This is a genomic window from Ruegeria sp. AI2, assembly GCF_056541275.1.
The window spans coordinates 24,821-49,602 of record NZ_JBQFYB010000004.1; the positions used below are offsets into that span (position 1 = coordinate 24,821).

At 60.7% G+C, this 24,782-nt stretch carries 30 protein-coding genes; 13 read left to right on the top strand and 17 right to left on the bottom strand.

What is annotated here, in order from left to right; genetic code table 11:
* The first annotated feature begins 8 nt into the window (after positions 1-8).
* Complete coding sequence (locus ACR0LL_RS10470; protein WP_209598787.1) at positions 9-1,172, top strand: lytic murein transglycosylase; 1,164 nt, start codon at positions 9-11, stop codon at positions 1,170-1,172.
* Positions 1,173-1,247: 75 nt separating this feature from the next.
* Here the strand turns inward: ACR0LL_RS10470 and ACR0LL_RS10475 are convergent, their stop codons facing one another.
* From ACR0LL_RS10475 to ACR0LL_RS10495, 5 genes are all read right to left on the bottom strand, one after another.
* Complete coding sequence (locus ACR0LL_RS10475) at positions 1,248-1,943, bottom strand: hypothetical protein (RefSeq protein ID WP_480586436.1); 696 nt, start codon at positions 1,941-1,943, stop codon at positions 1,248-1,250.
* A 373-nt stretch (positions 1,944-2,316) separates the two neighbouring features.
* The gene (locus tag ACR0LL_RS10480) at positions 2,317-2,667 is read right to left on the bottom strand and encodes a hypothetical protein (RefSeq protein WP_480538723.1); all 351 of its coding nucleotides are present in this window, start codon (positions 2,665-2,667) and stop codon (positions 2,317-2,319) included.
* 53 nt (positions 2,668-2,720) lie between these two features.
* Positions 2,721-6,176: a chromosome segregation SMC family protein gene (locus tag ACR0LL_RS10485; RefSeq protein ID WP_480586439.1), complete on the bottom strand. Its 3,456-nt coding sequence runs from the start codon at positions 6,174-6,176 to the stop codon at positions 2,721-2,723.
* A gap of 140 nt (positions 6,177-6,316) precedes the next feature.
* A complete protein-coding gene (locus ACR0LL_RS10490) occupies positions 6,317-6,724 on the bottom strand; it encodes a hypothetical protein (protein ID WP_480586442.1) in 408 nt (135 codons plus the stop codon).
* A gap of 44 nt (positions 6,725-6,768) precedes the next feature.
* The gene (locus ACR0LL_RS10495; RefSeq protein WP_480586446.1) at positions 6,769-7,962 is read right to left on the bottom strand and encodes an aminotransferase-like domain-containing protein; all 1,194 of its coding nucleotides are present in this window, start codon (positions 7,960-7,962) and stop codon (positions 6,769-6,771) included.
* A gap of 150 nt (positions 7,963-8,112) precedes the next feature.
* Here ACR0LL_RS10495 and ACR0LL_RS10500 point away from each other — a divergent pair, with 150 nt between their 5' ends.
* Positions 8,113-8,883, top strand: a complete 771-nt coding sequence (locus ACR0LL_RS10500) for an FCD domain-containing protein (RefSeq protein ID WP_480487174.1) — start codon at positions 8,113-8,115, stop codon at positions 8,881-8,883.
* 23 nt (positions 8,884-8,906) lie between these two features.
* Here the strand turns inward: ACR0LL_RS10500 and ACR0LL_RS10505 are convergent, their stop codons facing one another.
* The 7 genes from ACR0LL_RS10505 to ACR0LL_RS10535 form a co-directional block, all read right to left on the bottom strand.
* The gene (locus ACR0LL_RS10505) at positions 8,907-9,740 is read right to left on the bottom strand and encodes a hypothetical protein (protein ID WP_480586449.1); all 834 of its coding nucleotides are present in this window, start codon (positions 9,738-9,740) and stop codon (positions 8,907-8,909) included.
* Positions 9,741-9,941: 201 nt separating this feature from the next.
* Positions 9,942-10,502 (bottom strand): F0F1 ATP synthase subunit B, encoded by a 561-nt coding sequence (locus ACR0LL_RS10510; RefSeq protein WP_480586452.1) that lies wholly within the window; start codon positions 10,500-10,502, stop codon positions 9,942-9,944.
* Between the two features lie 5 nt (positions 10,503-10,507).
* Positions 10,508-11,059, bottom strand: a complete 552-nt coding sequence (locus ACR0LL_RS10515; RefSeq protein ID WP_209506152.1) for a F0F1 ATP synthase subunit B' — start codon at positions 11,057-11,059, stop codon at positions 10,508-10,510.
* Between the two features lie 86 nt (positions 11,060-11,145).
* Entirely contained in the window at positions 11,146-11,370 is a 225-nt protein-coding gene (locus ACR0LL_RS10520; RefSeq protein WP_005981269.1) for a F0F1 ATP synthase subunit C, read from the bottom strand.
* A 48-nt stretch (positions 11,371-11,418) separates the two neighbouring features.
* Complete coding sequence (locus tag ACR0LL_RS10525) at positions 11,419-12,204, bottom strand: F0F1 ATP synthase subunit A (protein WP_480538728.1); 786 nt, start codon at positions 12,202-12,204, stop codon at positions 11,419-11,421.
* A 2-nt stretch (positions 12,205-12,206) separates the two neighbouring features.
* A complete protein-coding gene (locus ACR0LL_RS10530; protein WP_480483780.1) occupies positions 12,207-12,539 on the bottom strand; it encodes an AtpZ/AtpI family protein in 333 nt (110 codons plus the stop codon).
* Positions 12,540-12,723: 184 nt separating this feature from the next.
* The gene (locus ACR0LL_RS10535; protein ID WP_480586455.1) at positions 12,724-13,635 is read right to left on the bottom strand and encodes a DMT family transporter; all 912 of its coding nucleotides are present in this window, start codon (positions 13,633-13,635) and stop codon (positions 12,724-12,726) included.
* 84 nt (positions 13,636-13,719) lie between these two features.
* Between ACR0LL_RS10535 and ACR0LL_RS10540 the strand changes: the two genes are divergently transcribed.
* A complete protein-coding gene (locus tag ACR0LL_RS10540; protein WP_267367736.1) occupies positions 13,720-14,055 on the top strand; it encodes an ArsR/SmtB family transcription factor in 336 nt (111 codons plus the stop codon).
* Here the strand turns inward: ACR0LL_RS10540 and ACR0LL_RS10545 are convergent.
* From ACR0LL_RS10545 to ACR0LL_RS10555, 3 genes are all read right to left on the bottom strand, one after another.
* Positions 14,052-14,465, bottom strand: coding sequence for a universal stress protein (locus ACR0LL_RS10545; protein ID WP_267367733.1), 414 nt, complete (start codon positions 14,463-14,465; stop codon positions 14,052-14,054). The genes ACR0LL_RS10540 and ACR0LL_RS10545 overlap by 4 nt on opposite strands.
* Positions 14,466-14,590: 125 nt before the next feature.
* Entirely contained in the window at positions 14,591-15,505 is a 915-nt protein-coding gene (locus ACR0LL_RS10550) for a DMT family transporter (protein WP_480586458.1), read from the bottom strand.
* Positions 15,502-16,380 (bottom strand): LysR family transcriptional regulator, encoded by an 879-nt coding sequence (locus ACR0LL_RS10555; protein ID WP_209506137.1) that lies wholly within the window; start codon positions 16,378-16,380, stop codon positions 15,502-15,504. Before ACR0LL_RS10555 ends, ACR0LL_RS10550 begins: the two co-directional genes overlap by 4 nt.
* 119 nt (positions 16,381-16,499) lie before the next feature.
* On the opposite strand from ACR0LL_RS10555, the gene ACR0LL_RS10560 reads away from it, so the two are divergent.
* Positions 16,500-17,081, top strand: a complete 582-nt coding sequence (locus ACR0LL_RS10560; RefSeq protein WP_480487184.1) for an FMN-dependent NADH-azoreductase — start codon at positions 16,500-16,502, stop codon at positions 17,079-17,081.
* Between the two features lie 72 nt (positions 17,082-17,153).
* Positions 17,154-17,891 (top strand): aspartate/glutamate racemase family protein, encoded by a 738-nt coding sequence (locus tag ACR0LL_RS10565; protein ID WP_209598799.1) that lies wholly within the window; start codon positions 17,154-17,156, stop codon positions 17,889-17,891.
* Here the strand turns inward: ACR0LL_RS10565 and ACR0LL_RS10570 are convergent, their stop codons facing one another.
* Positions 17,892-18,422, bottom strand: coding sequence for a prolyl-tRNA synthetase associated domain-containing protein (locus ACR0LL_RS10570; protein WP_480586461.1), 531 nt, complete (start codon positions 18,420-18,422; stop codon positions 17,892-17,894).
* A gap of 87 nt (positions 18,423-18,509) precedes the next feature.
* On the opposite strand from ACR0LL_RS10570, the gene ACR0LL_RS10575 reads away from it, so the two are divergent.
* The gene (locus ACR0LL_RS10575; protein ID WP_480586464.1) at positions 18,510-19,025 is read left to right on the top strand and encodes a hypothetical protein; all 516 of its coding nucleotides are present in this window, start codon (positions 18,510-18,512) and stop codon (positions 19,023-19,025) included.
* A gap of 3 nt (positions 19,026-19,028) precedes the next feature.
* Here the strand turns inward: ACR0LL_RS10575 and ACR0LL_RS10580 are convergent, their stop codons facing one another.
* Positions 19,029-19,916, bottom strand: a complete 888-nt coding sequence (locus ACR0LL_RS10580) for a sulfotransferase domain-containing protein (protein ID WP_480586466.1) — start codon at positions 19,914-19,916, stop codon at positions 19,029-19,031.
* 259 nt (positions 19,917-20,175) lie between these two features.
* Between ACR0LL_RS10580 and ffh the strand changes: the two genes are divergently transcribed.
* The 7 genes from ffh to bluB all read left to right on the top strand — a co-directional run bounded on the left by ffh (position 20,176) and on the right by bluB (position 24,778).
* Entirely contained in the window at positions 20,176-21,684 is a 1,509-nt protein-coding gene (gene ffh, locus ACR0LL_RS10585) for a signal recognition particle protein (RefSeq protein ID WP_209506127.1), read from the top strand.
* The gene (locus ACR0LL_RS10590) at positions 21,681-22,238 is read left to right on the top strand and encodes a GNAT family N-acetyltransferase (protein ID WP_480586469.1); all 558 of its coding nucleotides are present in this window, start codon (positions 21,681-21,683) and stop codon (positions 22,236-22,238) included. Before ffh ends, ACR0LL_RS10590 begins: the two co-directional genes overlap by 4 nt.
* Complete coding sequence (locus ACR0LL_RS10595) at positions 22,235-22,786, top strand: GNAT family N-acetyltransferase (protein WP_480586472.1); 552 nt, start codon at positions 22,235-22,237, stop codon at positions 22,784-22,786. Before ACR0LL_RS10590 ends, ACR0LL_RS10595 begins: the two co-directional genes overlap by 4 nt.
* A complete protein-coding gene (locus ACR0LL_RS10600; protein WP_480586473.1) occupies positions 22,783-23,325 on the top strand; it encodes a GNAT family N-acetyltransferase in 543 nt (180 codons plus the stop codon). Before ACR0LL_RS10595 ends, ACR0LL_RS10600 begins: the two co-directional genes overlap by 4 nt.
* A complete protein-coding gene (locus ACR0LL_RS10605) occupies positions 23,322-23,618 on the top strand; it encodes a chorismate mutase (protein ID WP_209506121.1) in 297 nt (98 codons plus the stop codon). Before ACR0LL_RS10600 ends, ACR0LL_RS10605 begins: the two co-directional genes overlap by 4 nt.
* 122 nt (positions 23,619-23,740) lie before the next feature.
* Positions 23,741-24,130 (top strand): 30S ribosomal protein S16, encoded by a 390-nt coding sequence (gene rpsP / locus ACR0LL_RS10610; protein ID WP_209506119.1) that lies wholly within the window; start codon positions 23,741-23,743, stop codon positions 24,128-24,130.
* Between the two features lie 12 nt (positions 24,131-24,142).
* Positions 24,143-24,778 (top strand): 5,6-dimethylbenzimidazole synthase, encoded by a 636-nt coding sequence (gene bluB, locus ACR0LL_RS10615; RefSeq protein ID WP_267365323.1) that lies wholly within the window; start codon positions 24,143-24,145, stop codon positions 24,776-24,778.
* Positions 24,779-24,782 lie beyond the last annotated feature (4 nt).

Sequence of the window (24,782 nt, forward strand, 5' to 3'; positions counted from 1 at the left end):
ACCCTTTCATGCGTATACTCTCTGGCCTGATCGCCGCCGCCCTGTTTACCTCACCTGCGCTGGCGCAATGTGGAGGTGGATTTAACTCCTTTGTCAAAGGGCTGAAGACCGAAGCCGTGCAGCAGGGTTTGGACAAATCAGCGGTGAACGGTTTTTTTGACGGGGTGCAGCAGGACAGCGCCGTGCTGAAGGCTGACCGGGCGCAGGGCGTGTTTCAGAAGCCCTTTATTGAGTTTTCCCGTCGTCTGATTTCGCAAAACCGGATCGAACGCGGGCAAGCGATGTCGCGCAAATACGATGCGGTCTTTGATCGGATCGAGCGCGAGTATGGCATTTCCCGCGGGGTGCTGCTGGCCTTCTGGGCATTTGAAACCGATTACGGATCGTTTCAAGGCGACTTCAACACCCGCAACGCCTTGGTGACGCTGGCCCATGACTGCCGCCGCCCGGAGCTGTTCCGACCGCAGATCTTCGCCGCCATCGAGCTGTATCAGAACGGTGATTTCGACCCGGCCCGCACCACCGGGGCTTGGGCCGGAGAGATCGGCATGGTGCAGATGCTGCCGCGTGACATACTGGAAAACGGCGTCGATGGTGACGGTGACGGGCATGTCCGCCTGAAAAGCTCGGCCCCTGATGCGCTGATGTCGGGGGCCAGAATGCTGTCTCATCTGGGATGGCGCGCGGGTGAGCCTTGGTTGCAGGAGGTCACCGTGCCTGCGCAGATGGACTGGTCCCTGTCCGGCCCCGGCAAACCGCGTTCGGTGGCGGAATGGCAGGCGATGGGCGTTCAGGCGCGCGGCGGGTCCTTGGCCAACCTGCCCGCCTCGCTGATCCTGCCACAGGGGCGCAACGGGCCTGCCTTTCTGGCTTACCCCAATTTCGACGTCTATTTCGAATGGAACCAGAGCTTTGTCTATGTTCTGACCGCCGCTTATTTCGGAACACGGCTTGAAGGCGGCCAGATCTATGATGCGGGCAATCCCGCGCAGGGCCTGAATGGCGCACAGATGAAACAGTTGCAGACCAAGCTTCAGGCCAAAGGATATGATGTAGGCAAGATCGACGGGATTCTGGGGGCCGGAACACGGGATGCAACGCAAGCCGAACAGAATCGTCTGGGCCTGCCTGCGGATGCGTGGCCAACGATGGAGTTGCTGGAAAAACTCTGAACCAACGGCCCGCGCTTCTGCGGTATGACACAAAACCCCAAGATTATTCGACGATATCGGCACCGTCGCCGCCGATTATGTGACCGGATATTTCTTGGGGTCAATTCCATGTCTTTGACAGACAATATCAATGTAACTTCCCTTTGGAGGAATACCGCCGAATTTGCTGCGAATACCACTGCGGGTTTCGCCCTGGAAATGGTGAAACCGGGCCCAATCGGGTTCGTAGTCTTCAATGTTCTCGACCGGGTCCAGAAACCCGCGACGCGGCCAATACAAATGCCAATGCTGGCCTCGGTCGATTTCACCAGTGACCCCCAGCGCCCAGCGGGTCACACTTGGGCCGGTTGTCGTCCACGGAAGATCGTAGAGCGTGATTATCTCGCCCGCCTCATAGCGTTTGACCAGTTTTTCGATGTGATCACTGCCCAACCAAAACGGGATCGGGACTTCTGACTCAAGGAAATTCAGGATCAGCTTCAAGGCCAGAGATGTCTTGGGAAGGCGCAACACGCAATTGTTCATCGCCTTGTTGCGCCAGACGACACCAAACAGATAGTCCGGTGGAACATCCAGCGGCCGGACGCAGTAGATATCCAGATCAACCCACACATAGTCGGTTTTTTGCAACATGTGGATCCGGAAGATGTCTGAATAGACCGCCATCCGTCTCCGGCCACCGGTCAGGTTTTCGGTGGTTTCATCTGTATAGATTTCCCGGGCATCATGAACGACGACGCCGTCGGGAACATCTATGTTCATATCCAGCACGTACAGATGGAAGACATAGCCATGATCCAGAAAGGACTGAATGCATACTCTTTCAACGCAAGATAACGGCGCACCAAACCAGAAACTTGCAACTTGAAAATCCAAAACAGCACCTCTTGCCCAAAGCCAAAACGGGATCGCTGCTGCACTAACGAAGCGGTGTGTGGCTCGTCAACCGCGGCTGCTGTTTTGGCGCGACTTACCCTGCCTTGCGCCAGCGCGTTGTGTCGAGGTGCCCACAGTTTGGTTCTGGCCCCTCATTGGGCGCGTGTATTTGCGTTGTTCCCGGCATGGCCGTTGACGTCTGCCGCGGGTTCAGATTGCTGCGCGGGTTGGTCCGTTGCCAACATGGCCGGCCCAAATTGTGACTTCTTTATTTGGGCCGCACTGGGTACCTATCCCCTTTCTGATCGATCAGGATCAGCCGCTCGCCACTGTGGACATACAGGTCGCAGCGGCTAAACCCGTTGCGATACGCGATGCAGACGGAACCGTCATCGGCGATGGAGTAGGTTCCGAATGCAGACCCCCCGCCCGCGTAGGTATAGGAATAAGCGCCCCCCGCCGAAAACTTGGCCTGACCATCATCGTAGAAGGTCAGTGTCTGGCCCGCGAGGGCGTCAAGCTCGGCCACTGTCAGCGGGACATCGCCGGATTTGACGGGCCATTCAGCGGCGACAACCGAAGTGGCGGCGATGAGGGCGGGGATCAGGAAACGCGTCATGAGGCCAAGGTAGCGCGTTATGCCTGCAATCATCATAACGTTGCGGTGAGCGGTCAGGCCACCATCTGCTCGGCCTTTTTCAGGTCGACCGAAACCAGCTGGCTGACGCCCTGTTCCTGCATGGTGACGCCGAACAGACGATCCATGCGTGCCATGGTCACCGCGTGGTGGGTGATGATCAGGAAACGGGTGTCGGTCTGGCGGCACATCTCGTCCAGCAGGTCACAAAAACGGGTGACATTGGCATCGTCCAGCGGCGCGTCAACCTCGTCCAACACACAGATCGGGGCCGGGTTGGCCAGGAAAACGCCAAAGATCAGCGCGGTCGCGGTCAGCGTCTGTTCGCCGCCCGACAGCAGGCTGAGGGTCGAGAGCTTCTTGCCCGGCGGCTGGCACATGATTTCCAGTCCCGCATCCAGCGGGTCGTCGCTTTCGACCATGACCAGATTGGCCTCGCCCCCGCCAAAGAGGTGCTTGAACAGCATCGCGAAGTTCGAGTTCACCTGTTCAAAAGCGGTCAGCAGACGTTCGCGGCCTTCGCGGTTGAGGCTGGAGATGCCGCTTCGCAGGGCTTTGATCGCCTCTTCCAGATCGGCCTTTTCACTGCTGAGCGTGTCGAATTCTTCCTGAACGTCCTTGCTGTCTTCCTCGGCCCGCAGGTTCACTGCGCCCATGGCGTCACGCTGGCGCTTGTGGCGGTTCACTTCGGCCTCTAGCGCATCCGCGGCGGGCATCTGGTCGGGGTTTACGTCCAGCTGGTTCAGCAGCTGGTTCGGGGTCAGTTGCTGGTCTTCGGCAATTCGTTCTGCTGCCGCAAGCACGCTTTCCTTTGCTGCGTCACTGCGCGCCTCGGCTGCGGCGCGGTTTTCGCGAGCTTCCGAGGCCAGGCGTTCCGCCTCACGCTCGGCCGTCACCACTTCGCGCAACTGTGTTTCTGCTTCGGCCAGCTTGTCGGCGGCGTCGGCCCGACGGGCTTCGGCGGCTTCGATCAACTCGTTCAACTCTTCCCGCGCCTCGGCGATTTCGCCGGGGGCGGCCATGGCCTCGGTCAGTTCCTCTTCCGAGCTTTCCTTGCGCTCGGCCAGTTCCGAAATCCGTTTCTCTGCCGTTTCCAGACGGTGCCGCCAGCCGCTGAGATCCTTGGTGACCTCCTGCGTGCGACGGGTACGGGCATCGCCTTCACGGCGCAGCTCATCATGGGTCGAGCGGTGGGTCAGCATGGTGATCCGCGCCGCCTCGACCGTCTGTTTGATGTCCTCAACCTCGGCGCGGGCGCTGTCGAGGTCACCCAGATCGTTCAGCGCCGCCTCGGCTTCGCGCAGCTGCACACGGGCGGACATGGCATCTTCCTTGTGGCGATCCACGGCAAGGGCCAGTGTTTCCAGCTTGCCCTGCGCAAGGTTGCGATCCGCCTCGGCGCGGCTGAGCTGGCGTGCGGTTTCGGCCATGCGCTGATCAGCGGCACGGCGGGCTTCGCGCGCGCGTCGGTCGGCCTCGGTCACGTCCGCCAGTTGCCGCGACAGGGTTTCATGCGCGGCGCGGGCGCCGTCGGCCTGCGCCTCGGTGCGGGCCAGTTCCTGTTTCAGCGCCTCAAGCTTGTTGAGCTGCTCCAGTCGCAGCGCCGCCGCACTTGGCGCATCCTCGGCCCAGGCGCGGAACCCGTCCCAGCGCCACAGATCGCCCGAGCGGGACACAAGACGCTGGCCCGGCTTCAACGACGCCTGCAACCGCGCGCCCTGATCCGCATCGACCAGCCCGATCTGCGCGATACGACGGCTGAGCCTGTCCGGCCCCGACACGTGCAGCGCCAGCGGGTCGACCCCATCGGGCAAGGGTTGATCGCTGTCATACCCTGCCACCTGAACCCAGCCGGACGGGCCGTCACCTTCGACCAGCGGCGCACGGAGGTCATCGGCAAGCGCAGCACCCAGCGCCTTCTCAAAACCCGGTTCCACGCGCAGCAGGTCCATCACCTGCCCGCCCTCGGCCGTGTCGCGGTCCACCAGCTTGGCAAGCGCGGTGGTTTCGGCGCGGATTGCACCCAATTCGCCTTCGGCCTCGGACCGTTGCGCGCGTGCCTCGGCTTCGCGGGCCTGCGTTTCATTGCGCAGCTCATCCGCGGCGGCCAGCGCCTCTTCGGCGGCCTCGGCGGCTTCGCGGGCTTCTTCCTCGCTTTCCTGCGCGGTTTCGAACGCCTCGCTGGCACGGGTCAGAGCTGTTTTGGCCTCATCCACCGCCAGCCGGGCTTTTTCCTCTTCCCCCTCGGAGCGGGCCAGCGTCTTGCGGCTGTCTTCGACCAGACGCTGCGCCGACTGGTGACGGGCGACAAGACGCGCCATATCCTCGGTCTGCTGCGACAGGTGGTCTTCGCGGTCCTGAAGGATCGAAGCCGCTTCGCGGGCGATTTCTGCGGCTTCCGCCACCTTCGCATCATGCCCTTCAGCGGCCTTGGCCAGTTCGCGGGCTTCCCATTCCAGCCGTTCGATCATCTGGCCCGCATCGCGGTTCAGGCCGGTTTCCCGTTCGATATCCTTGCCGAGCTGATGGATGCGGCTGGTCAGCGTTTCAATGGTCTGGCGCGCGCGGGTTTCCTGATCGGTCAGTTGATCGCGCTGCACCTGCTGGCGTTGCAGGACAGCGGCGGCGATGGCCTCTTCCTCGCGCAGGGGCGGCAGGGTTTCTTCGATCCCGGCCCTTTTCGCGGCGGCCGCGCGGGCTTCGGCCTCGGCGCGGGAGGCCTCGGAAATCCGGTCCCTTAGCTTGTCTTCGGCCTGCTGGCGGGCCATGTCGGCCTCTTTCCAGCGGCGATAGAGCAGCATTCCCTCGGCCTGACGCAGCTGTTCGCCGATTTCGCGATAGCGTGCGGCCTGACGGGCCTGACGGGCCAGTTGCGCAAGCTGCCCGCCCAACTGCTCGAGCACGTCATCGACGCGGGTCAGGTTGGACTCGGTCGCTTTCAGCTTCAGCTCGGCCTCATGCCGGCGTTGATAGAGCCCCGAGATCCCGGCGGCCTCTTCCAGAATGCGGCGGCGGGCGCGGGGTTTGGCGCTGATCAGCTCGGCGATGCGGTTCTGCCCCACAAGCGCGGGGGAATGGGCACCGGTCGAAGCATCCGCGAACAGCATCTGCACATCGCGCGCGCGCACATCCTTGCCGTTGGTCTTGTAGGCGCTGCCGACATCGCGGGTGATCCGGCGCACGATTTCAAGCTGGTCGGTGTCGTTGAACCCCGCAGGCGCCAGACGTTCGGAATTGTCCATGGTCAGGACAACTTCGGCGAAATTGCGGGCGGGCCGTGTGGCGGCACCGGCAAAGATCACATCCTCCATCGCGCCGCCGCGCATGGATTTGGGGCGGTTTTCGCCCATCACCCAGCGCAAGGCTTCCAGAAGGTTGGACTTGCCACAGCCGTTCGGACCCACCACACCGGTCAACCCGTCCGCGATGATCAGATCGGTCGGATCAACAAAGCTTTTGAAGCCGGTCAGTTTGAGCTTGCTGAAACGCAATGGCCGCGTGTCCCGTGATTCCTATGAATTGAAAGTCTGCGCAAGGGATGGGGTCCGAGTCAACGCAGTTGCGCAGGATATAGGATATCAGTGCAAGTTATCCACAACATCTTGCCGAAATGCGCAGGAACACGCGTATGTCAGTATGGGCTGCATTCAAAGACCTGATACCCGGTACTGCCCCCGACATTTTCATAGATGCCATAGTCGATACATTCATATCGGGGCGTCGAGACGGCAGTCAGCAGGAGCCGTTCCCCCGCCTCGCGGTCACACCCCAGAACACCAACCGTGACAGCCGCGTCGCCCAGCACGTCGAGGATCGGGCAGCCCGAAACCTGCGCCATGGCCAGCGCGGCGCGATCCCGAACAGGGCCAAGCCGCGGGGCGTATTGCGCGTTGATCCGCACCGCCTCGGCCAGATCGCCGCGCACGCGCACGTCGAACACACTGCCGTTCACCGCCACGCGGGTGGCCGGAACGTCGCGGAAATGCGGGGTCCCGGCGGCGCAGGCGGCCAGCAGGAGCGGAGCGAGAAACCGGATCATGCCGCAGAGTTGCAGCAATTTGGTTAACAGAACCTTTCCGGACGTCAGGCGCGCAGAACTTGGCCCAACCGGAGGATACCTTCGCGGATCGTCGCCTCGTCCGAGTTCGAGAAGCTGAGCCGGATCGTGTTTGCCCCGCTGCCGTCTGGGAAAAACGCCTGCCCCGGCACAAAGGCCACTTTCACCGTATCCAGCGCATGCGCCAGCAGGTCAGACCCACTGATCCCGGCGGGGAGTGTCACCCAGACGAACATGCCGCCTTCGGGGCGCGTCCACGCCACCCCGTCGGGCATGTGCTGTTGCAGCGCATCCAGCATCGCATCACGGCGCGCGCGGTAAGTGTCGCGCACTTTCGGGATATGGGTGTCAAAGCACGCTTCCGCCACCTGATGCACGGCCATCTGGTTGATGGTCGCCGAATGCAGATCCGCCGCCTGTTTCAGCAGAACCATCTGCGAGATGATCGGCTTGGCCGCAACCAACCACCCCATGCGCAGACCCGGTGACAGGGTTTTCGAGAAGCTGCCACAATAGATCGTCCGGCAGTTTTCGATCGACCCCTTTCGTGCCTGTTCCAAAGCCAGGATCGGCGGGATCGGATCACCGTCATAGCGCAGTGCCTGATAGGCGCCGTCTTCGATCAACGCGCAGTCCAGTTCGTCGGTCAGGTCCAGCAATGCCTCACGACCCGGGCGGGTCAGGGTTTCGCCTGTCGGATTGGCAAAATCGGGCGACAGATAGGCGAATTTCACGGCGCCATCCCCTGCCGCAGCCTTGAATTCATCGGCCCCCTTGTTGCCATTAAGCCGGTCAAAGCGCGGCTCATACGCGTTGAACGCGGCAAGAGCACCCAGATAAGTGGGCCACCCGACCAAGGCCGTGTCGCCGGGGGACAGGAACAGCTTGCCCAGATAATCCAGCGCCTGCTGCGAGCCCGAGGTGATCAGGACGTTGTCCATGTCACATTCCACTCCGATCTCGCGCATGTGCTGCACCAACCACCGGCGCAGGGGGGCATAGCCTTCGCTGACCGAATATTGCAGCGCCTGCGCCTGCATGTCCGGCCCCAATGCCTGCTGAAACGCCTGTGCGAAAGCCTCGGCGGGAAAAAGCGCGGGGTCCGGAATGCCACCGGCAAAGGAAATGATGCCGGGCTGATCGAGCAGTTTCAGCAGCTCGCGGATTTCTGACGCCTTCATCCGGGAAGCCCGGGTGGCAAACAAAGGGTGATGGGACATGAGGCTCCTCCGATCTCATTTCGGCGCAGCCTATGCTTTCTCAAATTAAAGTCAACACTTCTGACCTAATATTTCAGCGGATGTGACCGGGTATTCTTGAACAGCCCCCTTGTCCATGGTCAAATGAGTTGACCAATTTCGGAACGGATCATGCCTTTTCAGAAAGTTCAGACGGAAAAACTGTCGCTTGCGGTCGTTCGCCAGATCGAGCTGTTGATCCTGCGCGGCATCCTGCGCCCCGGGGAGCGCCTGCCGCCCGAGCGTGAGTTGGCCGAACGGATGGGCGTGTCGCGCCCGTCTCTGCGCGATGCGGTGTCCGAGCTTCAGGAACAGGGGTTGCTGACAACAAAAGCCGGCTCCGGGATCTATGTGGCCGAGGTTTTGGGCTCGGCCTTTTCGCCGGCGCTGATCCGGTTGTTCAGCAGCCATGACGAGGCCGTATTCGATTACCTGTCCTTTCGCCGCGACATGGAGGGGCTGGCGGCGGAACGGGCCGCGCGGCTGGGATCAGAAAGCGACCTAAAGGTTGTTCAGACGATCTATGACAAGATGCGGGCAGCCCATGACCGGAACGCTGCGGACCAAGAGGCGCAGCTGGATGCCGAGTTTCATATGGCCATCATCGAGGCCAGCCACAATGTGGTGATGCTGCATATGATGCGGTCGATGTATGACCTACTGGTGCAAGGCGTGTTCTATAACCGACGAACAATGTTCCGGCAGCGCGCGACCCGCGAGGCCATTCTGGACCAGCACAGCACTATCAACGCGGCCCTTCAGGCCCGCGATCCGGCAGCCGCACGTCAGGCCGTCGAAACGCATCTGAGCTTTGTCGAACGCTGCATGATCGATCAGCAGAAGGCCGAGCGGAACGAGGCTGTTGCGCAGCAAAGGTTGCAGCACGAAACCCGTCAGGCCTAGCGCTTTCCAAGTGCCCTCAGGGATCAGGCGGCCCCGGTCTCGGGCTGGATCAGGTGTGACGGGAAAGGTGCGCCGCTGCCTTCGCCCAGATCGTCATTCGGGGCGATGGTTGTCAGGGCCGGGTCGATGAACAGCCGCGCGCCCCGGTCCCTGAGGTGTTTGTGCAGCATCACATGTTCGCACACGAGGTCGCCTTTTTCATCCCGGCAGGAATAGCGCAGGCCACGCAAGGCGCGGGTCTTGTACAATCCTGCACCGCCAAAGGCGCTGTCGACCGGTATCAGGGGCATATCGGACGGAATGTGGTACTGGCGGTCGAAAACTGCTGATTTCAGCAGAACTTTCCGCCACTTACGGCGCCCGAACAGGGGCTTGCGCGTTGTCCGAATTCTTTGCCAGACGTCTTCGTCACACCAGCCCGCACAGCGCAGAGCATAGATATCGTAATAGGCCGGTTTGGAATTGGCAAAGACACCTTCCCAGCGTGGTACGGACCGTTGTGCAGCCGTCAGAACCGTCTGAGCGTCCAGACAGACATTCGGCCCGTTCAGATCAAGCACCAATGTCAGGTCGTGACCGCTGTCGCGTTCTTCCAGCCTGTTGAGGACAGCATTTCTGGCCGCCGTAATCCGCTCGACGCGGTCTGGCAGTCTGGAGGCCAGACCGTCCATGCGGACAAGGTCCACTTTCGGGTCGCGGCGCGCGAATTCGGACAAAACCCGATCTGTGCGATCAGTGTTGTCGTTTGTCGCGATGGTCACGGAATAGCGGTGCAAGCGGGTGGTCAGGTCTTCGATCCTGTTGATGCTTTCGATCAGCGCGGCCCCGCCGTTCCTGACCACCCCAACAATATTCATCGAAACGTCTTCGCCTGCCACGGCCCGTCTTTCCCTGTTCTTTTTGCACCCGTGGATCCCGAAGGCGACCTTCAGACCCTCAGAAGGGTACAGAATCCGGGTGATGTTGCCGTCAATACAATCAGCCCCGTCATCAAAACAAAAGACCCGACAGCGCAATGCTCTCGGGTCATCTGCGTTTTTTACCTGTCGGTGTCCCCGTCAGTGCAGCTTGGCGCCCACATCTGCGATCGAGGCCTCGATCAGCTTGTTCGCCTGCGCGGCTGTCATCTGCTTGGCCAGAACCGAGCTGGCAGCGGCAATCGCAACCGAAACGGCCTGATCGCGCACGTCTTTCACAGCCGAGGCTTCGGCCGAGGCAATCTGGTCCTGCGCAGCAGCCAGACGGCGTTCGATCGACTTTTCGAGATCGACTTTCGCCTGGTCCGCAGCCAGAACCGCGTCCTGTTTGGCCGCCTCGACAATCGCATCAGCCTGTGCCTGCACTTCACGCTGCTTGCGCTCGTACGAGGCCAGCAGGCTGCGTGCTTCTTCATGCAGGGCGCGGGCTTCGTCCAGCTCGGCCTTGATGCCTTCGGCACGGTTGTCCAGCGCTCCGCCGATCATGCCCGGCACCTTGAAGTAGAACAGGACCGCGATGAAAACGATGAAGCCCAGAAGGACGACAAAGTCGGTGTTGCCAAGCGAGAAGAACGGGCCGCTTGCAGCCAGCGCGGGGCTGGCGGCACCAACGGTCAGGATAAGGGCAAGAGTGTTCCGCATGTCACTTATCCTTTCATCTGCGCGTCAATGGCACTGTCGATGGCTTTGGCATCCGCCTCGCCGCCCAGCGCGGTGACCAGTTCAGCCGCCGTATCCTTGGCGACCACTTGAATGCTTTCCAGCGCACCGGCACGGATTTCGGCAATTGCCTTTTCCGATTCAGCCGCCTTTGCAGCGATTTCCGCATCCGCCCTTGCAATCGCGTCATCCAGACCAGCCTGGATTTCTGCGCGTGCTTCTGCCGCGATACGCTGCGCTTCGGCACGGGCATCGGCCAGCGCCTTGTTATAGGCCTCTTCGGCCTCGACCGCTTTGGCCTTCAGATCTTCGGCCGCAGCCAGGTCATTTGTAATGGTCCCCCGGCGCTCGGCCAGGATTGCCGCGATGCGGGGCAGAGCCACGCGAGACAGGACCAGAAAGATGACGACCAGCGTAATGACCAGCCAGAAAATCTGGTTGGGGAACCAATCGAAGCAGAGCTGCGGCATCCCGATGGCAGAGCCATGCGAGTCAACGCACGCGCCAACTACTTCTTCGCTAATGGGTTCAGTCGCCATGATGTCCTCCGTCGGAACGTTGTCTTTACAACAGGTGGGCCGCTATGGCTTGGACCCACCTGCGCGTAAGGATCAGGTTCCGCAGATTAGACGGCGAACATCAGCAGCAGCGAGACCAGGAATGCGAAGATCCCCAGGGCTTCTGCGAATGCGATACCGATGAACAGGGTTGCGGTCTGCGAAGCAGCCGCCGAAGGGTTGCGCAGGGCGCCGGCCAGGAAGTTGCCTGCAACGTTGCCCACCCCGATTGCGGCTGCGCCGGAACCGATTGCTGCCAGGCCTGCGCCGATGTGTGCGAGATCGCCTTCCATGATGTATCTCCTTACGAATTGGAAGTTTCGATGTTGGGTTATCGGACCTTAGTGCGAAGGATGCAGCGCATCTTTCAGATAAACACAGGTCAGAATGGTGAATACGTAGGCCTGAATGAAGGCCACCAGGACCTCGAGACCGTACATTGCGGTGATCGCCAGAACCGACACGGGCGAAATCAGGGAAATCGCGGCAAAGCCTGCAAACACCTTGATCACCGCGTGGCCAGCCATGACGTTACCGGCAAGACGAATGGAGTGGCTGACCGGGCGTACGAAGTACGAGATCAGCTCGATAATCGCCAGGATCGGGCGCAGCGCCAGCGGCGCGCTGGAGACCCAGAACAGGCCCAGGAACGCGGCACCGTTCTTGACGAAACCCAGAATGGTCACGGTCAGGAACACGGCCAGCGCCAGCGGGATGGTCACGGCGAAATGCGATGTGGTGGTGAACGAGGTCGGGATCAGGCCCAGGAAGTTTGCGGTCACAATGAACATGAACAGGGTCATGACATAGGGGAAGTACTTGACACCGTCCTTGCCGCAGATGTCTTCCAGCATCTTGTAGATGAAACCATAGGCCAGTTCCGCAATCGACTGCATCCGGGTCGGGACGATGGCGCGCTTTGATGTGCTGAGAACCAGCAGGCCAAAGATCGCCACGATGGCCAGGAACAGCCACAGGGTCACGTTGGTGGGGGTGTACCAGGCAATCTCGCCACCGAACAGCGGCTTGACGATGAACTGGTCCATCGGGTGAAACACCAGGCTGCTGGCTTCTGCTGCGTGGTCTGCGCCTTCGGCGCCGTGTGCTGCGGTGGTCTCGCTTGCCACGTTCAGTCCCTCTCGTCCTTTTCGGCCTGCATATGGGCCGCTTGTTTATCTTGAACCTCTTTCGCGCTGCGGAGCATAACCTTCACGCCCGCGACAAGGCCCAGCAATGTGAACAGCACCAGAAAGATCGGGATTGTCCCGAGCAGGCTGTCCAGCCCGTATCCGATGCCAAATCCGATCCCCAGACCGGAAACCATTTCGATGACCATCCTCCAGGCAAGCTCGCCCCCGGATATGTCACTGTCAGCGCGGGCAGCCGGTTGTCTGGCCTTTTTCGCCGCGTCGATCTTGGCCTCAAGCTGCGCCATACGCTGCTTTTGGTCGTCATCGGTCACGGACGGAATCCTCGCGCTGTCTTGCGCATGGTGCTAAGGCGCGAAAGGCGCAGAGTCAACGGCGTTGATGGCGTGAAATGACGCAGGTTAGTGTGTTGTTTTTAAACTGTTATTACTGGTTAACTCGTCCAGCCGAATTGCTTGCCCATGCCCTGAACGGCAACAATCACCCAAAAACCCATATTCAACCTTTTGGTTGATCTTTGTGCGTGCGCTGAGGCCACAGGTGTCGAACAAGACGTCCGTCGATCAGCAAGAGCCCGGCAAAAATCGCCGCCATGCCCATCAAATGTTCGGGTTGCAGAGTTTCCCCCAGAACCCAGGTTCCAAGTATCAGAGCGGAAACTGGCGCGATCAGTGTGACGGTCGAAATGTTGGTTGGCCCGACCCTGGGCAGCAACCAGTAGAAGGCAATGAAAGCGGCCGAGGTCAGCACAAAACCGATCATCAGCAACGAAAGCCATGTTTCAGTGTGCTCGATCACCGGCAGGCCTTCACGCCAAAGCGCCAGGGGTAAAATTGCCAAGGCCGCCCCCGTCAGGGCCAGGGCGACCAGCACCACCGGCTGCATGTCGCGGAAGGCCCGCGCAATGTTGACGGAAAACGCGTAACAGATCGGCGCGCACAGTGTCAGCAGAACCGCCCAGAACTGAGAGGTTTCGCCATTGCGCAAAATCGGGACGGACAACACGACAATCCCGATGAAGCCGCACAACACGCCAAGGGATTTCAACAGCGTCGCACGCTCGCTTCCCGGCCAGAAATGCGAAACGATGACGGCAAAGGCCGGTGTTGTTGCATTCACGATCCCTGCGACGCCGGACGCGATATGCTGCTGCCCAAGCGCATAGAACGCAAATGGTGCTGCATAGCTGAGCGCCCCGAACCCCAGCAGACCGATGGCGCGCCGGAGTGTCAGGTGAACCGGCATGCGGGCTGCAATCACATAGATCCAACAGCCCAGCGCCCCAAATGCAACGCGTCCCAACGATACGGATAGCGGCCCAAGTTCGCGCAGCAATATGGCGTTGAACATGAAAGACATGCCCCACCCGATGCCAAGGACGCAGATCACCAGCCAGTATTTCAGCGCCATAGCCGCCCCCTTTGCGCATCGCCGCTGAACAGTGACGTGATGGGGGAAATTGTCAAACGGGTTCTCGCCCATTAGGAAAGACCCATGTCCAACGATCTCGACACCGTGTTTGCAGCCCTTGCCGACCCCACCCGCCGCGCCATTCTGGCGATGCTGCTGGAGGACGATATGGCCGTGACGGATGTGGCCGAGCCGTTCGAGATGTCGCTGGCGGCGATCTCGAAACATCTGGTCATCCTGACCAAAGCCAAGCTGATATCACAGGAAAAGCGCGGCCGGGTGAAATGGTGCAAGCTGGAACCCGACGCGCTGCGCACCGCTTCGGTCTGGATGCAGGGGTTCGGTCAGTTCGAACCCATCAACCTGGATGCGTTCGAACGGTTTCTGGAAGTCGAGCTTCCGATCTCGGACGAGACCTAGCGCACCACAAAGACCGACATGCTGGCATGTTTGGCCAGATATCCGGCGTGGCTGGAAAAGATGTAGTCGGTGATCCGGGGCGCATGGGTGCCCACGATGATCAGATCTGCACCGATCTCTTCCGCTGCGCGGGTCAGGTCGCTGTCCACTTCGGCAGCAACATCGACCGAGTGTATCTTGCGCACGGCAACTTCGGCCGCGCCTTCTGATGCAAGCTGTTCGGTGAAGTCGGCCAGTTGCTTGTCTATCTCGGCCTCGGTTTCCGAGGATGCACCCATATGGGCCCCGCTGACACTGACCAGAGTGATCTTGGCGCCCTGCCATTTTGCCACCTGCGCGGCGACATCTGCGGCCTTTCGAACCTCGGGCGGCAGGTGGCGGTCAATCGGCAGCATGATATGTTTGAACATAATCTCCTCCTTTTGTCCGCCTTCCAAGGTAGTCCTGAGACCAAGGGCCTGCCTTGATCTGGCTCAACAGATTTTGCCTTTGGAATTCGTGGGCAATCCGTACCGGTTTCAGACCGGGAGCGGCCTTATTCAGCTGCCCGGCGTTGGGGGCTGGGGCGCGGGGCCTCTTCTTTCAGCAGCATCAGCAGGGCAATGACCGTCAGCGCCACACCGCCCAGGATCAATCCCGTCGGGACAGGTTTGCCCAGCGCGATTTCCCACAGGATCACCCAGCTTGGCACCAGATAGGTATAGGCCATGACCTTGGCCGACGGCAGCCGAAGCGAGGAGAATTGCACCAGAACGAAACTGGCCGCTGTTGCGAAGAATGAGATATAGAACAACCCGATCCAGACAATGGCGGGAAGAGCTGCCCAATCGGTCGCCTTCAGGTCGGACCAGCCGAACAAGACCAATAACAGGCACCCGGCAACCAGCGTTCCGAACGTGAACACGACGGCAGGTTCTCCGCGGTTCAGCCTGCGGATCATGGGGGTATAGATCGCGTGCGCGACACATCCCCAGAAATAGATGATCTCGCCCCCGCCGATCTGGAAGGCGCGGAACATCTGCCAGTCGGCCCGAAAGATCACCCATAGCGCCCCAATCGCACCGATGGTCAGAGCCATTGCCATGCGCGGCGTGGTGATCTGGCGCAGCAGGACCCAACCCGCAATGGCCGAGACAACGGGGGTCAGGGTGAAAACCGCGGCAGCGCTGACCGGCGGGGCGGTTTGCAGCCCGTAAAACATCAGGACAAAGTAGGTGGCGAACAACCCGCCCAGCACCAGATACCGCCAAGGCGCCTGTGCGGCACTGCGGGGCAGACCGGTTGTCGCCAGTGCCGCCACACCAATCACCACAGCCGCAATGGCAAAGCGCACCGCATTCAAGGCCGCCGGAGCAATTTCGTTGGCAATCATCGACCCCAGCGAGAAGCTGCCTGCGACTAGGGCCGAAAAGGCCAGCATGGCCAGATGGCCACGCATCTGCGGGTTCATGGGCACCAGCCTTTGGAGGCTTCTTTCAGAAAACTCAGGAACGCTTGCACCTTGGTCGTTCGGTGCAGGTCCACATGGGTCACCAGCCACAGGTTGCCGAACCATTCCGGAAGCGGGTCGATCACTTCGACCAGAGTGTCATGACGGGCGGCCTCCCAACGGGCCATGAAGCCGATACCAGCCCCGGCCAGAACGGCCTCGCGCATACAGAAATTGTTGGTGCAGCGAAAGGTGATGCGGTCGGCGGATACCGTGTTGCGCAGCCACCGGGTGAACGGCGCGCGGCTGCTTTCATCGTCAGAGCTGACGAAGTGGTGGTTTCCGAAATCCTCGATGCCTGAGGGTTTGCCGTGCCGTTCGATATACGAGGTGCTGGCATAGAGGCCGACTTCTTCCTGCCGGAAAGGTTGCACAACGTTGTCGGGTTGATCCGGGGCCGATCCCGCACGGATTGCAACATGCGCCTCGCCATATTCCAGCCGGAACAGGCGGTCTCCGGTCAGGTAGCGCACGATCAGCTCGGGGTGCATCTTTTGAAATTCGGTCAGCGTCGGCACCACCAATGGCGCGATGGAGCCCAGCGACGTCACCACCAGTTCGCCGGACACATCGTCACCGCGCCCCTTCATCCGGCCGACAAGCTGGTTGAACTGGTCTTCGGTAGCCTGCGCCACGCGCAGCAAATCGTCGCCCGCTTCGGTCGGGGTGTATCCCCGCGCATGGCGCTGGAACAGTTTGACACCCAACCGGGCCTCGATCGCGTCGATGTGGCGGATCACCGTGGCGTGGTGCACGCCCAGAACCTCGGCCGCACCGCTGACGGTTCCCATACGCGCCACCTGATAGGCGGTCCTCACCTCATCCCAATTGTCCATCGTCACACCGTTCTGTGCAATTTCCAACAATAACTGTTGATGTATCCGAGTTTTGTTCGCAAACGCAACAGCCATATTGGGATCAGAACAAGATTACCCTGACCTTAAGGACCCAGAAAATGGCTAAAACCATCCTGCATATCGACGCCTCTGCCCGCCGCGTGGCTTCGACCACCCGCGACCTGTCTGACAGCATCGTCCGGCAGTTGGGTGCGGACCGCATCATCCGCCGCGACCTGGCTACCCCCCTGCCCCTGCTGACCGAAGACTGGATCGCCGCCAACTTTACCCCGGCCGAGCAGCGCGACGACCTGCAGCGCGACCGGCTGGCCCTTTCGGACGCGCTGGTGACCGAATTGCAAGAGGCCGATACCATCGTTATCGGCCTGCCGATCTACAACTTCTCGGTCCCCGCTGCGTTCAAGGCCTGGATCGACCTGGTCGCTCGCGCGGGCCTGACCTTTTCCTATTCGGAGAACGGCCCAAAAGGGTTGCTGGAGGGTAAACGCGCCATTCTGGCAATCGCGTCGGGCGGTACTGCCGTCGGATCAGAGATCGACTTTGCCACCAACTATGTGCGTCACGTTCTGGGCTTTATCGGCATCCATGATGTAGCGGTCATCGCTGCGGATCAGATGGCGGTGAACCCCGAAGCCGCGCTGGAAAGCGCCAAAAAGGCGGTGACAGAACTGGCGGCCTGATCGCCTCTGGTCATTGAGCCCTGAAACGTCCAGTCTGCTGGTCAGATGGAACTGGCGGACTGGATGGCGCGCATGAAAAAGATCGGAATTCTGGGCGGTGTAGGCTGGGCTTCGACCGTGGACTATTACCGTGCCATTGCCGAGGGTGCCGGGCGTCACTTTGCGGCGCGCGGCCACGGCGCGCCCCTGCCGATCCCTGCCATGACCATCGAGTCCGTCACACAGGCCAAGACCCGCGCCTTGCGGGGTGTCGCCGGGGACGAAGCCAGCTGGGCGGCGTTTGATGCGGTGTTTCGCGACGCGCTGCTGACGCTGGAGCGCGCAGGATGCGATTTTGGCATCATAGCGTCCAACACCCCGCACGCGCGGCTGCACGCGATCAGACAGGGTGTTTCCATGCCCATCCTCAGCATTTTCGATGCAACGGCAGAGGCCACGGCCAGCACAGGCGTGTCAAACGCATTGGTGCTGGGAACAACCGTGACAATGCAGGCCACCAACTATGCGGATCGTCTGGCGGCCGAGGGCATCACCGCAAATGCGCGGCTGCCCGACCCCGAGATTTCCGAGATGCAGGCGATGATCGACAGTGATTTCTACGGTGGTGCCTCTGATGCGGCGCGCGCAAGGCTGCTGGCCTTTTGCAACAAACACGCCCGTCCCGGAACCGCCATCCTGCTGGCCTGTACCGAGCTGCCGCTGGCCTTTCCAAAGTATCTAGATGACCCGGTATTCGAGGCCGATGGGCACCTGTTCATCAACCCGTCCGCCGCGCATGTCGCCGCCGCGCTGAAACTGGCGCTTGAGTGATCAGTGCAGCCACGTAATGGTGCAACCGATGCGATCGAAGAACGCCATCACGTCGGATTGTTTCATCACAACGGTACGGTCATTGACCAACGGGTGCATATAAATCACCTCGGCCCCTTGGGCGGCGGCGTCCATGAAGAATTGCACATTGTTCTGCACACCGTTGATCATCGCCAGCGGGCTGACCGCACCGGGGCGAATACCAAGGTTCTGCAACAGCCGGTCTGCCGAACCGAAAGACAGGGTGCCGACACCCAGTTCTGCGCCCAGCGCCTTGAGGTCAATCTCGCGGCTTTGTTCCAGCGTCACCAGGTAGTTGCGCTTTTTCTTGTCGCGCAGGTACAGGTTCTTGACCCGCAACGCGTTCTCGCCCGGCACCATGAACTGGCCTTCTACGGCCTTGGAGTCCTCGACCGTACGCAAAGGAACATGGGTATGCAGGCGGTAGGGCAGCCCCCAGTCATCCAGCTGCGCCAACAGCGCGTCAGAACTGAGCGGCAATGTATCCTGAAATGTGGATGATGCGTCCATGGGGCCCTCCTGTTTGTAGCGCTCATCGCGCAACATGGCGGCGAATTCAAGCTGGGGCAGAGCAGAAAACGGTGCTAGCGTGCCGCCATGAAAGTCACACGAAACACTCCGACCCAACTGATCCTTGCCGACTCGCCCTGGTTCATCGGGATCATGCTGGTCTTTTTCATACTGACCTTTGTCGGCGCAGGGCTGGTCATGGTCAGTGACGGCGGCGAGAATATCTGGTTCGGGCTGTTCTTTGCACTAATCGGCGGCGGGCTAGGTGTCGGGGCGTTCTGCGTTTTCGTGCGGCGGGTTCAGGTCATTCTGGACCGCACAAAGAACCGCATTCTGATCCGCAGGCAGTCTGTCTTTGGCTATGAAGCGGTCGAGCATCAGCTGTCCAGCCTGTCCCATGCCGAAGTTGAAAGCTCGACTTTCCGCAGCGACAGCAGCAGTTCGACGCTGTATCGCCCGGTTCTGGTGCTGGACAAGGGAATGAGCGAAGGGCGTCATCCGATTGTCGATGCGTACTCGAACGGGCACGGCGCGCATAAACTGGTTGACGCGGTCAACGCATGGCTGCCCGCGCAGCAGGAAGACACGAAGGAACAGGCCTGACGATTACAGGACTTGTCCATGCTCCAGCCAGGCCCGATCGGCCGGTGTCACCATTTCGGACAGGCGCGCGTCGTATCGGGCCATGTCATCGGCGGTCAGCTTGCCCTCCCATTTGTTGCTGGTCCCGGACGAGAAGAACTGCGCGTAATCCTGAAACGCGCTTTTGAAACCGGGCTGCTGCGAAGCGCGCCGGGCGTTTTCCTTCATCGAACCAAAGCTTGCGGCCTCAGCGATATCGTCGATCATTTCTGGCGCGATCTCGGTCCCCAAGATGTTTGCGATCCGCGCCACCTGTCCCGGCAAATCGCGGCTGAGTTCGGCGTAATGTAGGAAATGGATGTTTGGCAGATGCCGGAACACGCGGAATGAACGGTAATGGTGGACGTATGAGGCCAGTGTCAGATCGTCAGTGCCCTTTGACGAGGCGGGCCGGTCGAGGAACATCGCGAAGGCTTCGGACAGATCATCGGGAAACAGGTAGTCCAGCCAGTCGTCTTTCATGTTTTCCACATGGCGGCGCAGCGAGAAATGCACGTCAACCGGATGACGATGCACCACCAGATAGGTCGCATCCGGTGAATAGGTGATCCCGTCCAATGGCGTGTGGGTCTTGATGCATCGCCTGTGCGTCTGTGCGGCAAGTATTCTGTCCTGCTCCTCACGATTTCTGAACCCGCAATCGAGCCAGGGTGAGACCGCGTTGTTGTACACGGCTGGATCCGCGGTTTTGGTGATCAGCATTCGTACCAGCGTCTGCGTCCACGTGGTGCCGCATTTGGGAGGCGTGCAGACAAAGATGTCGTCGGGACGGAGCGCGAAGTCGGACCAGATATCGGTATTCGTGACTTCACCGACATAATCCCTGGTGCGCTGCGGCAATGGTTGACTCATGACCAATCTCCAAAAACTGACCCCGACCTTTGGACGCTACACCAAGTGGCCAGATGCTCAAAGCGTTTGCCTTGACTCGCAGAGCCCAGAGGCGTAGATGACCGCCAAACATCCGGAAGCGTCTTGATCTTCCGGTCCCTTGAGTCGTTCAGGGATCGCCCCCCACCAGCGAGTTTCGCCCGTGGGGGCGTTTGTGCATTTAACCGACGCATCCTATCTAGGACGCGCCATCAGATAACCGGCTAAGGAGGCCGAAGGCATGTTTGAAAATCTATCCGAACGCCTTTCCGGCGTCTTTGACCGGCTGACCAAACAGGGTGCCCTGTCTGAAGAAGACGTCAAGACCGCCCTGCGCGAGGTCCGTGTTGCCCTGCTTGAGGCCGACGTCTCGCTGCCGGTGGCGCGTGAATTCGTCAAGAAGGTGCAGGACCAAGCAACCGGTCAGGCGGTGACCAAGTCGATCACCCCCGGTCAGCAGGTCGTCAAGATCGTACATGACGCGCTGGTCGATACCCTGCGTGGTGAGGAAGACCCCGGCAAGCTGAAGATCGACAACCCGCCTGCCCCGATCCTGATGGTCGGTTTGCAGGGTTCGGGTAAGACCACCACCACTGGTAAACTGGCCAAGCGCCTCAAAGAGAAAGAGGGCAAGAAGGTCCTGATGGCCTCGCTCGACGTTTATCGCCCGGCGGCGATGGACCAGCTGGCGGTTCTGGGCGCGCAGGTTGGCGTTGATACGCTGCCGATTGTACCGGGCCAGAAACCCGTCGACATCGCCAAGCGCGCCAAGCAGCAAGCCACATTGGGCGGCTATGACGTCTATATGCTGGATACCGCCGGTCGCCTGCATATCGACGAAGTGCTGATGGACGAGGTCGAGCAGGTCCGCAATGCGGTTGACCCGCGCGAGACCCTGCTGGTGGTTGACGGCCTGACCGGTCAGGTCGCCGTTGAAGTGGCCGAAGAATTCGACGCCAAGGTCGGCATCTCGGGCGTGGTCCTGACCCGGATGGACGGGGACGGGCGCGGTGGTGCGGCGCTGTCGATGCGCGCAGTGACTGGCAAGCCTATTCGCTTTGTCGGTCTGGGCGAGAAGATGGACGCGCTGGAGACCTTCGAGCCGGACCGGATCGCCGGACGTATTCTGGGCATGGGCGACATCGTTGCTCTGGTCGAAAAGGCCCAGGAAACGATGGAGATGGAACAGACCGAGCGCATGATGAAGCGCATGGTCAAAGGTCAGTTCAACATGAACGACCTGAAGATGCAGCTGGAACAGATGATCCAGATGGGCGGCATGCAGGGCATGATGGGCATGATGCCGGGCATGGGTAAAATGGCCAAGCAAATGGATCAGGCGGGTCTGGACGACAAGATCCTGCGCCAGCAGATCGCCTTGATCCAGTCCATGACCAAACGCGAACGCGCCAACCCGCAGCTGCTGCAAGCCAGCCGCAAGAAACGGATTGCAGCCGGTTCGGGGATGGAAGTCAGCGACCTCAACAAGCTGCTCAAGATGCACCGGCAGATGTCGGACATGATGAAAAAGATGGGCAAGATGGGCAAAGGCAAGATGCTGAAACAGGCCATGAAGGGCATGTTCGGCAAAGGCGGCCCCAGCCCCGAAGACATGGCAGCCGGCATGGACCCCAAGGCACTGGAACAGGCGGCCAAGGCGATGGGCGGCAAAATGCCCGGCGGACTGCCCGGCCTAGGCGGCGGCATGGGGCTGCCTCAGGGCCTGAGCGGGTTTGGCAAGAAGAAGTGACACCAGCACGCTGCACCCAGCCCCCGTCCGGAAAGGCGGCGATGGCAGCAGGGCAATATCGCGCCGCCCTGCCGGTCATTCAGACCCGGCGGCTGGTACTGCGTGCGCCCACTCTGGATGACCTGCAGGTGTGGACATCAATCTGTCAGGAAAGCTTTGATGATAGCGCACAAGAGGCGTGGACCGAGTTTTCCTACTACACATCGGGCTGGCTTTTGCATGGACATGGCCTGTTTACGGTCACGTTAAAAGACGACGATCAGGTCATTGGCTTCGTCATTCTTGGTCTCGAATGGGACGATCACGAGCCCGAGCTTGGTTATTTGTTCGAGAGCAAGTCCCGCATGCAAGGCTACGCGACCGAAGCGTGTGGCGCCGTGCGCGATTTCGGATTTGACTTGCTCGGATCAGGCCGGTTCGTAAGCTACGTTTCGCAGTCCAATACACGTTCGAACGCCTTGGCTCAGCGTCTGGGTGCGACGCGCGACTCCGCTGCCGAAAGCACCTTTGGTCCATCCCAGTATGTCTGGCGGTACAGCGAGGTGCAGGCATGACACTTGGCTTGGCTATACCGACCCTCGAAACCGAGCGCCTGATCCTGCGCGCGCCGTCCGAGGCTGATCTGGACGCCGATACCGCGTTCTTTGCCAGCGATGCGGCAAAATTCGTCGGCGGGCCACTGCGCCGGGATGAGGTATGGCGACTGATCGCTTCGCTGCTGGGCCACTGGTCCCTGCGCGGTTATGGATTCTGGAGCGCTGAGGAAAAAGCCTCGGGCACTTATGTCGGGCGGATCGGGCTTTGGTGCCCCGAAGGCTGGCCCGAACCCGAAATCGGCTGGACCCTGATGAACCATGCCACCGGCAAGGGATATGCGACCGAGGCGGCACTGGCTGCACGGTCTTATGCGTATGATGTTCTGGGGTGGGAAACGGCGATCTCACTGATTGATCTGGACAATCATGCCAGCAAGGCCGTGGCGAAGCGTCTGGGCGCGCAGTTCGAGTATCACTATGACCACCCCAAATTCGGCAAGTCCGGGATTTGGCGGCACCCCGCGCCTGCGGATCTGGTGAATGGCGGGATGGAGGCCTACGCATGACCGCGTTCACCATCCCCACCGTTGAAACCGAACACCTGATCCTGCGCGCGCCGCATCTGGATGATCTGCCTGCGCTGACCGCATTCTTTGCGACCGAGCGCAGCCATTTGGTGGGCGGACCCCGGGACGCGCTGGAAAGCTGGGGCATGTTGGCCAGACGCCTTGGGCACTGGGCGTTGAAAGGATTTGGCCTTTGGCACCTGACCGAGAAATCCAGCGGTCGGTTCGCAGGCAACGTCGGCCTGATTGACGCCCCCGGCTGGGACGAGCCTGAACTGGGCTGGACCGTGATGGAAGATTTCGAAGGCAAAGGCTTTGCCTACGAGGCGGCGCTTGCCGCCCGGTCCTATGCGGCGCGGCATCAGGGCCTGAACGGGGTGATTTCGTATATCGCCCACGAAAACGACCGTTCGCGCGCTTTGGCCGAGCGGTTGGGTGCAACGCTGGAGCGTGACAATGCCGAACTGCTGGGCCAGTCCTGCCAGGTGTGGCGGCACCCCAAGATTGACGTTTCGACAGCCGAAAGGACCGGCCAATGAACAACCCCGTGACACGCGCGGCTGCATTGCTGAAAGAGCATCGCGAAAGCATCGACCGGCTGGATGCGATCCTTGTCTATACGCTGGGCGAGCGGTTCAAACACACACAGGCCGTTGGCAAGCTCAAGGCCGAACACAACCTTCCCCCGTCCGATCCATCGCGTGAGGCCACGCAGATCGCACGGCTTGAAGACCTGGCGAAAGAGGCCGATCTGGACCCCGATTTCGCCAAGGCTTTTCTGAATTTCATCATTCAGGAAGTCATCCGACATCACAGGAAACACCAAGGGTGAACCAGAGGTTCAACAAGTTGAAAGTGAACCAGAGGTTCAACAAACACCAGAATTAACCGGAAAAGACACCGGCCAATCAAATACACGCCTCCGGCGTGATGCCATTCAAAGGAGATACCACCATGGCAATGAAAATTCGTCTCGCCCGCGCAGGCTCGAAAAAACGTCCGTTTTACCGCATCGTAGCGGCTGACAGCCGGATGCCGCGCGACGGCCGTTTCATCGAGAAACTGGGCACCTACAACCCGCTGCTGCCGAAAGACAGCGAAGAGCGTGTGAAAATGGATATGGAACGCGTTCAGCACTGGCTGGATCAGGGCGCCCAGCCCACCGATCGTATCGCGCGTATGCTGGAAGCAGCCGGCACCCGTGACAAAGCCGAGCGCAACAACCCCAACAAGGGTACCCCGGGCAAGAAAGCTCAGGAACGCGCGGAAGAGAAAGCTGCAAAGGCTGCGGAAGCTGCCGAAGCGGCTGCTGCACCGGCTGAAGAAGCGGCTGCAGAAGAATAAGCAGGCCGAAGCGTGCGGGATCAGACCTTTACTGACGCATTTCGCACGCAGTTCGATCTGTTGTTGCGGCTCCGGCGCGATGTGCGCCGGTTCCGCGGCGACGCGGTAGACGAGGCAGTGCTTGCGCGCTGCCTCGACGCGTTTCGGCTGGCCCCCTCCGTGGGGCTAAGCGAGCCGTGGCGCGTGATCCGCGTCGAAAGCGCGGCGGCCCGGGCTGCGGCGCTAAGGAATTTCCAAACCGCCAATGATGATGCTCTGGCGGGCTATTCCGGCGACAGGGCGCAGCTTTACAGCCGCCTGAAACTGTCGGGAATGCAGGAAGCGCCGGTGCAACTGGCCGTCTTCTGCGACGACAGCACCGACAAGGGATTGGGTCTTGGCGCGGGCTCGATGCCCGAGATGCGGCGTTATTCCGTGGTCTCTGCGATCACCCTGTTCTGGCTGGCCCTACGGGCAGAGGGGCTGGGGCTGGGCTGGGTATCCATTCTGGACCCCGAACAGATGGCGCGCGATCTGGATGTGCCGGGCAACTGGCGTCTGATCGGGTATTTCTGTGTCGGATGGCCGGAACAGATATCTGACACCCCCGAACTTGAGCAGGTTGGCTGGGAAAACCGGGCCGACAGCCTGAAGATCGAAACAAGGTAGGGCC

Excerpts from the sequence above, each read along its gene's own strand:
- ACR0LL_RS10470 (WP_209598787.1), top strand. The coding sequence starts at position 9 with ATGCGTATACTCTCTGGCCTGATCGCCGCCGCCCTGTTTACCTCACCT.
- ACR0LL_RS10480 (WP_480538723.1), bottom strand. The coding sequence starts at position 2,667 with ATGACGCGTTTCCTGATCCCCGCCCTCATCGCCGCCACTTCGGTTGTC.
- ACR0LL_RS10490 (WP_480586442.1), bottom strand. The coding sequence starts at position 6,724 with ATGATCCGGTTTCTCGCTCCGCTCCTGCTGGCCGCCTGCGCCGCCGGG.
- ACR0LL_RS10495 (WP_480586446.1), bottom strand. The coding sequence starts at position 7,962 with ATGTCCCATCACCCTTTGTTTGCCACCCGGGCTTCCCGGATGAAGGCG.
- ACR0LL_RS10500 (WP_480487174.1), top strand. The coding sequence starts at position 8,113 with ATGCCTTTTCAGAAAGTTCAGACGGAAAAACTGTCGCTTGCGGTCGTT.
- ACR0LL_RS10505 (WP_480586449.1), bottom strand. The coding sequence starts at position 9,740 with ATGAATATTGTTGGGGTGGTCAGGAACGGCGGGGCCGCGCTGATCGAA.
- ACR0LL_RS10510 (WP_480586452.1), bottom strand. The coding sequence starts at position 10,502 with ATGCGGAACACTCTTGCCCTTATCCTGACCGTTGGTGCCGCCAGCCCC.
- ACR0LL_RS10515 (WP_209506152.1), bottom strand. The coding sequence starts at position 11,059 with ATGGCGACTGAACCCATTAGCGAAGAAGTAGTTGGCGCGTGCGTTGAC.
- ACR0LL_RS10520 (WP_005981269.1), bottom strand. The coding sequence starts at position 11,370 with ATGGAAGGCGATCTCGCACACATCGGCGCAGGCCTGGCAGCAATCGGT.
- ACR0LL_RS10535 (WP_480586455.1), bottom strand. The coding sequence starts at position 13,635 with ATGGCGCTGAAATACTGGCTGGTGATCTGCGTCCTTGGCATCGGGTGG.
- ACR0LL_RS10540 (WP_267367736.1), top strand. The coding sequence starts at position 13,720 with ATGTCCAACGATCTCGACACCGTGTTTGCAGCCCTTGCCGACCCCACC.
- ACR0LL_RS10545 (WP_267367733.1), bottom strand. The coding sequence starts at position 14,465 with ATGTTCAAACATATCATGCTGCCGATTGACCGCCACCTGCCGCCCGAG.
- ACR0LL_RS10550 (WP_480586458.1), bottom strand. The coding sequence starts at position 15,505 with ATGAACCCGCAGATGCGTGGCCATCTGGCCATGCTGGCCTTTTCGGCC.
- ACR0LL_RS10555 (WP_209506137.1), bottom strand. The coding sequence starts at position 16,380 with ATGGACAATTGGGATGAGGTGAGGACCGCCTATCAGGTGGCGCGTATG.
- ACR0LL_RS10560 (WP_480487184.1), top strand. The coding sequence starts at position 16,500 with ATGGCTAAAACCATCCTGCATATCGACGCCTCTGCCCGCCGCGTGGCT.
- ACR0LL_RS10565 (WP_209598799.1), top strand. The coding sequence starts at position 17,154 with ATGAAAAAGATCGGAATTCTGGGCGGTGTAGGCTGGGCTTCGACCGTG.
- ACR0LL_RS10570 (WP_480586461.1), bottom strand. The coding sequence starts at position 18,422 with ATGGACGCATCATCCACATTTCAGGATACATTGCCGCTCAGTTCTGAC.
- ACR0LL_RS10575 (WP_480586464.1), top strand. The coding sequence starts at position 18,510 with ATGAAAGTCACACGAAACACTCCGACCCAACTGATCCTTGCCGACTCG.
- ACR0LL_RS10580 (WP_480586466.1), bottom strand. The coding sequence starts at position 19,916 with ATGAGTCAACCATTGCCGCAGCGCACCAGGGATTATGTCGGTGAAGTC.
- ffh (WP_209506127.1), top strand. The coding sequence starts at position 20,176 with ATGTTTGAAAATCTATCCGAACGCCTTTCCGGCGTCTTTGACCGGCTG.
- ACR0LL_RS10595 (WP_480586472.1), top strand. The coding sequence starts at position 22,235 with ATGACACTTGGCTTGGCTATACCGACCCTCGAAACCGAGCGCCTGATC.
- ACR0LL_RS10600 (WP_480586473.1), top strand. The coding sequence starts at position 22,783 with ATGACCGCGTTCACCATCCCCACCGTTGAAACCGAACACCTGATCCTG.
- ACR0LL_RS10605 (WP_209506121.1), top strand. The coding sequence starts at position 23,322 with ATGAACAACCCCGTGACACGCGCGGCTGCATTGCTGAAAGAGCATCGC.
- rpsP (WP_209506119.1), top strand. The coding sequence starts at position 23,741 with ATGGCAATGAAAATTCGTCTCGCCCGCGCAGGCTCGAAAAAACGTCCG.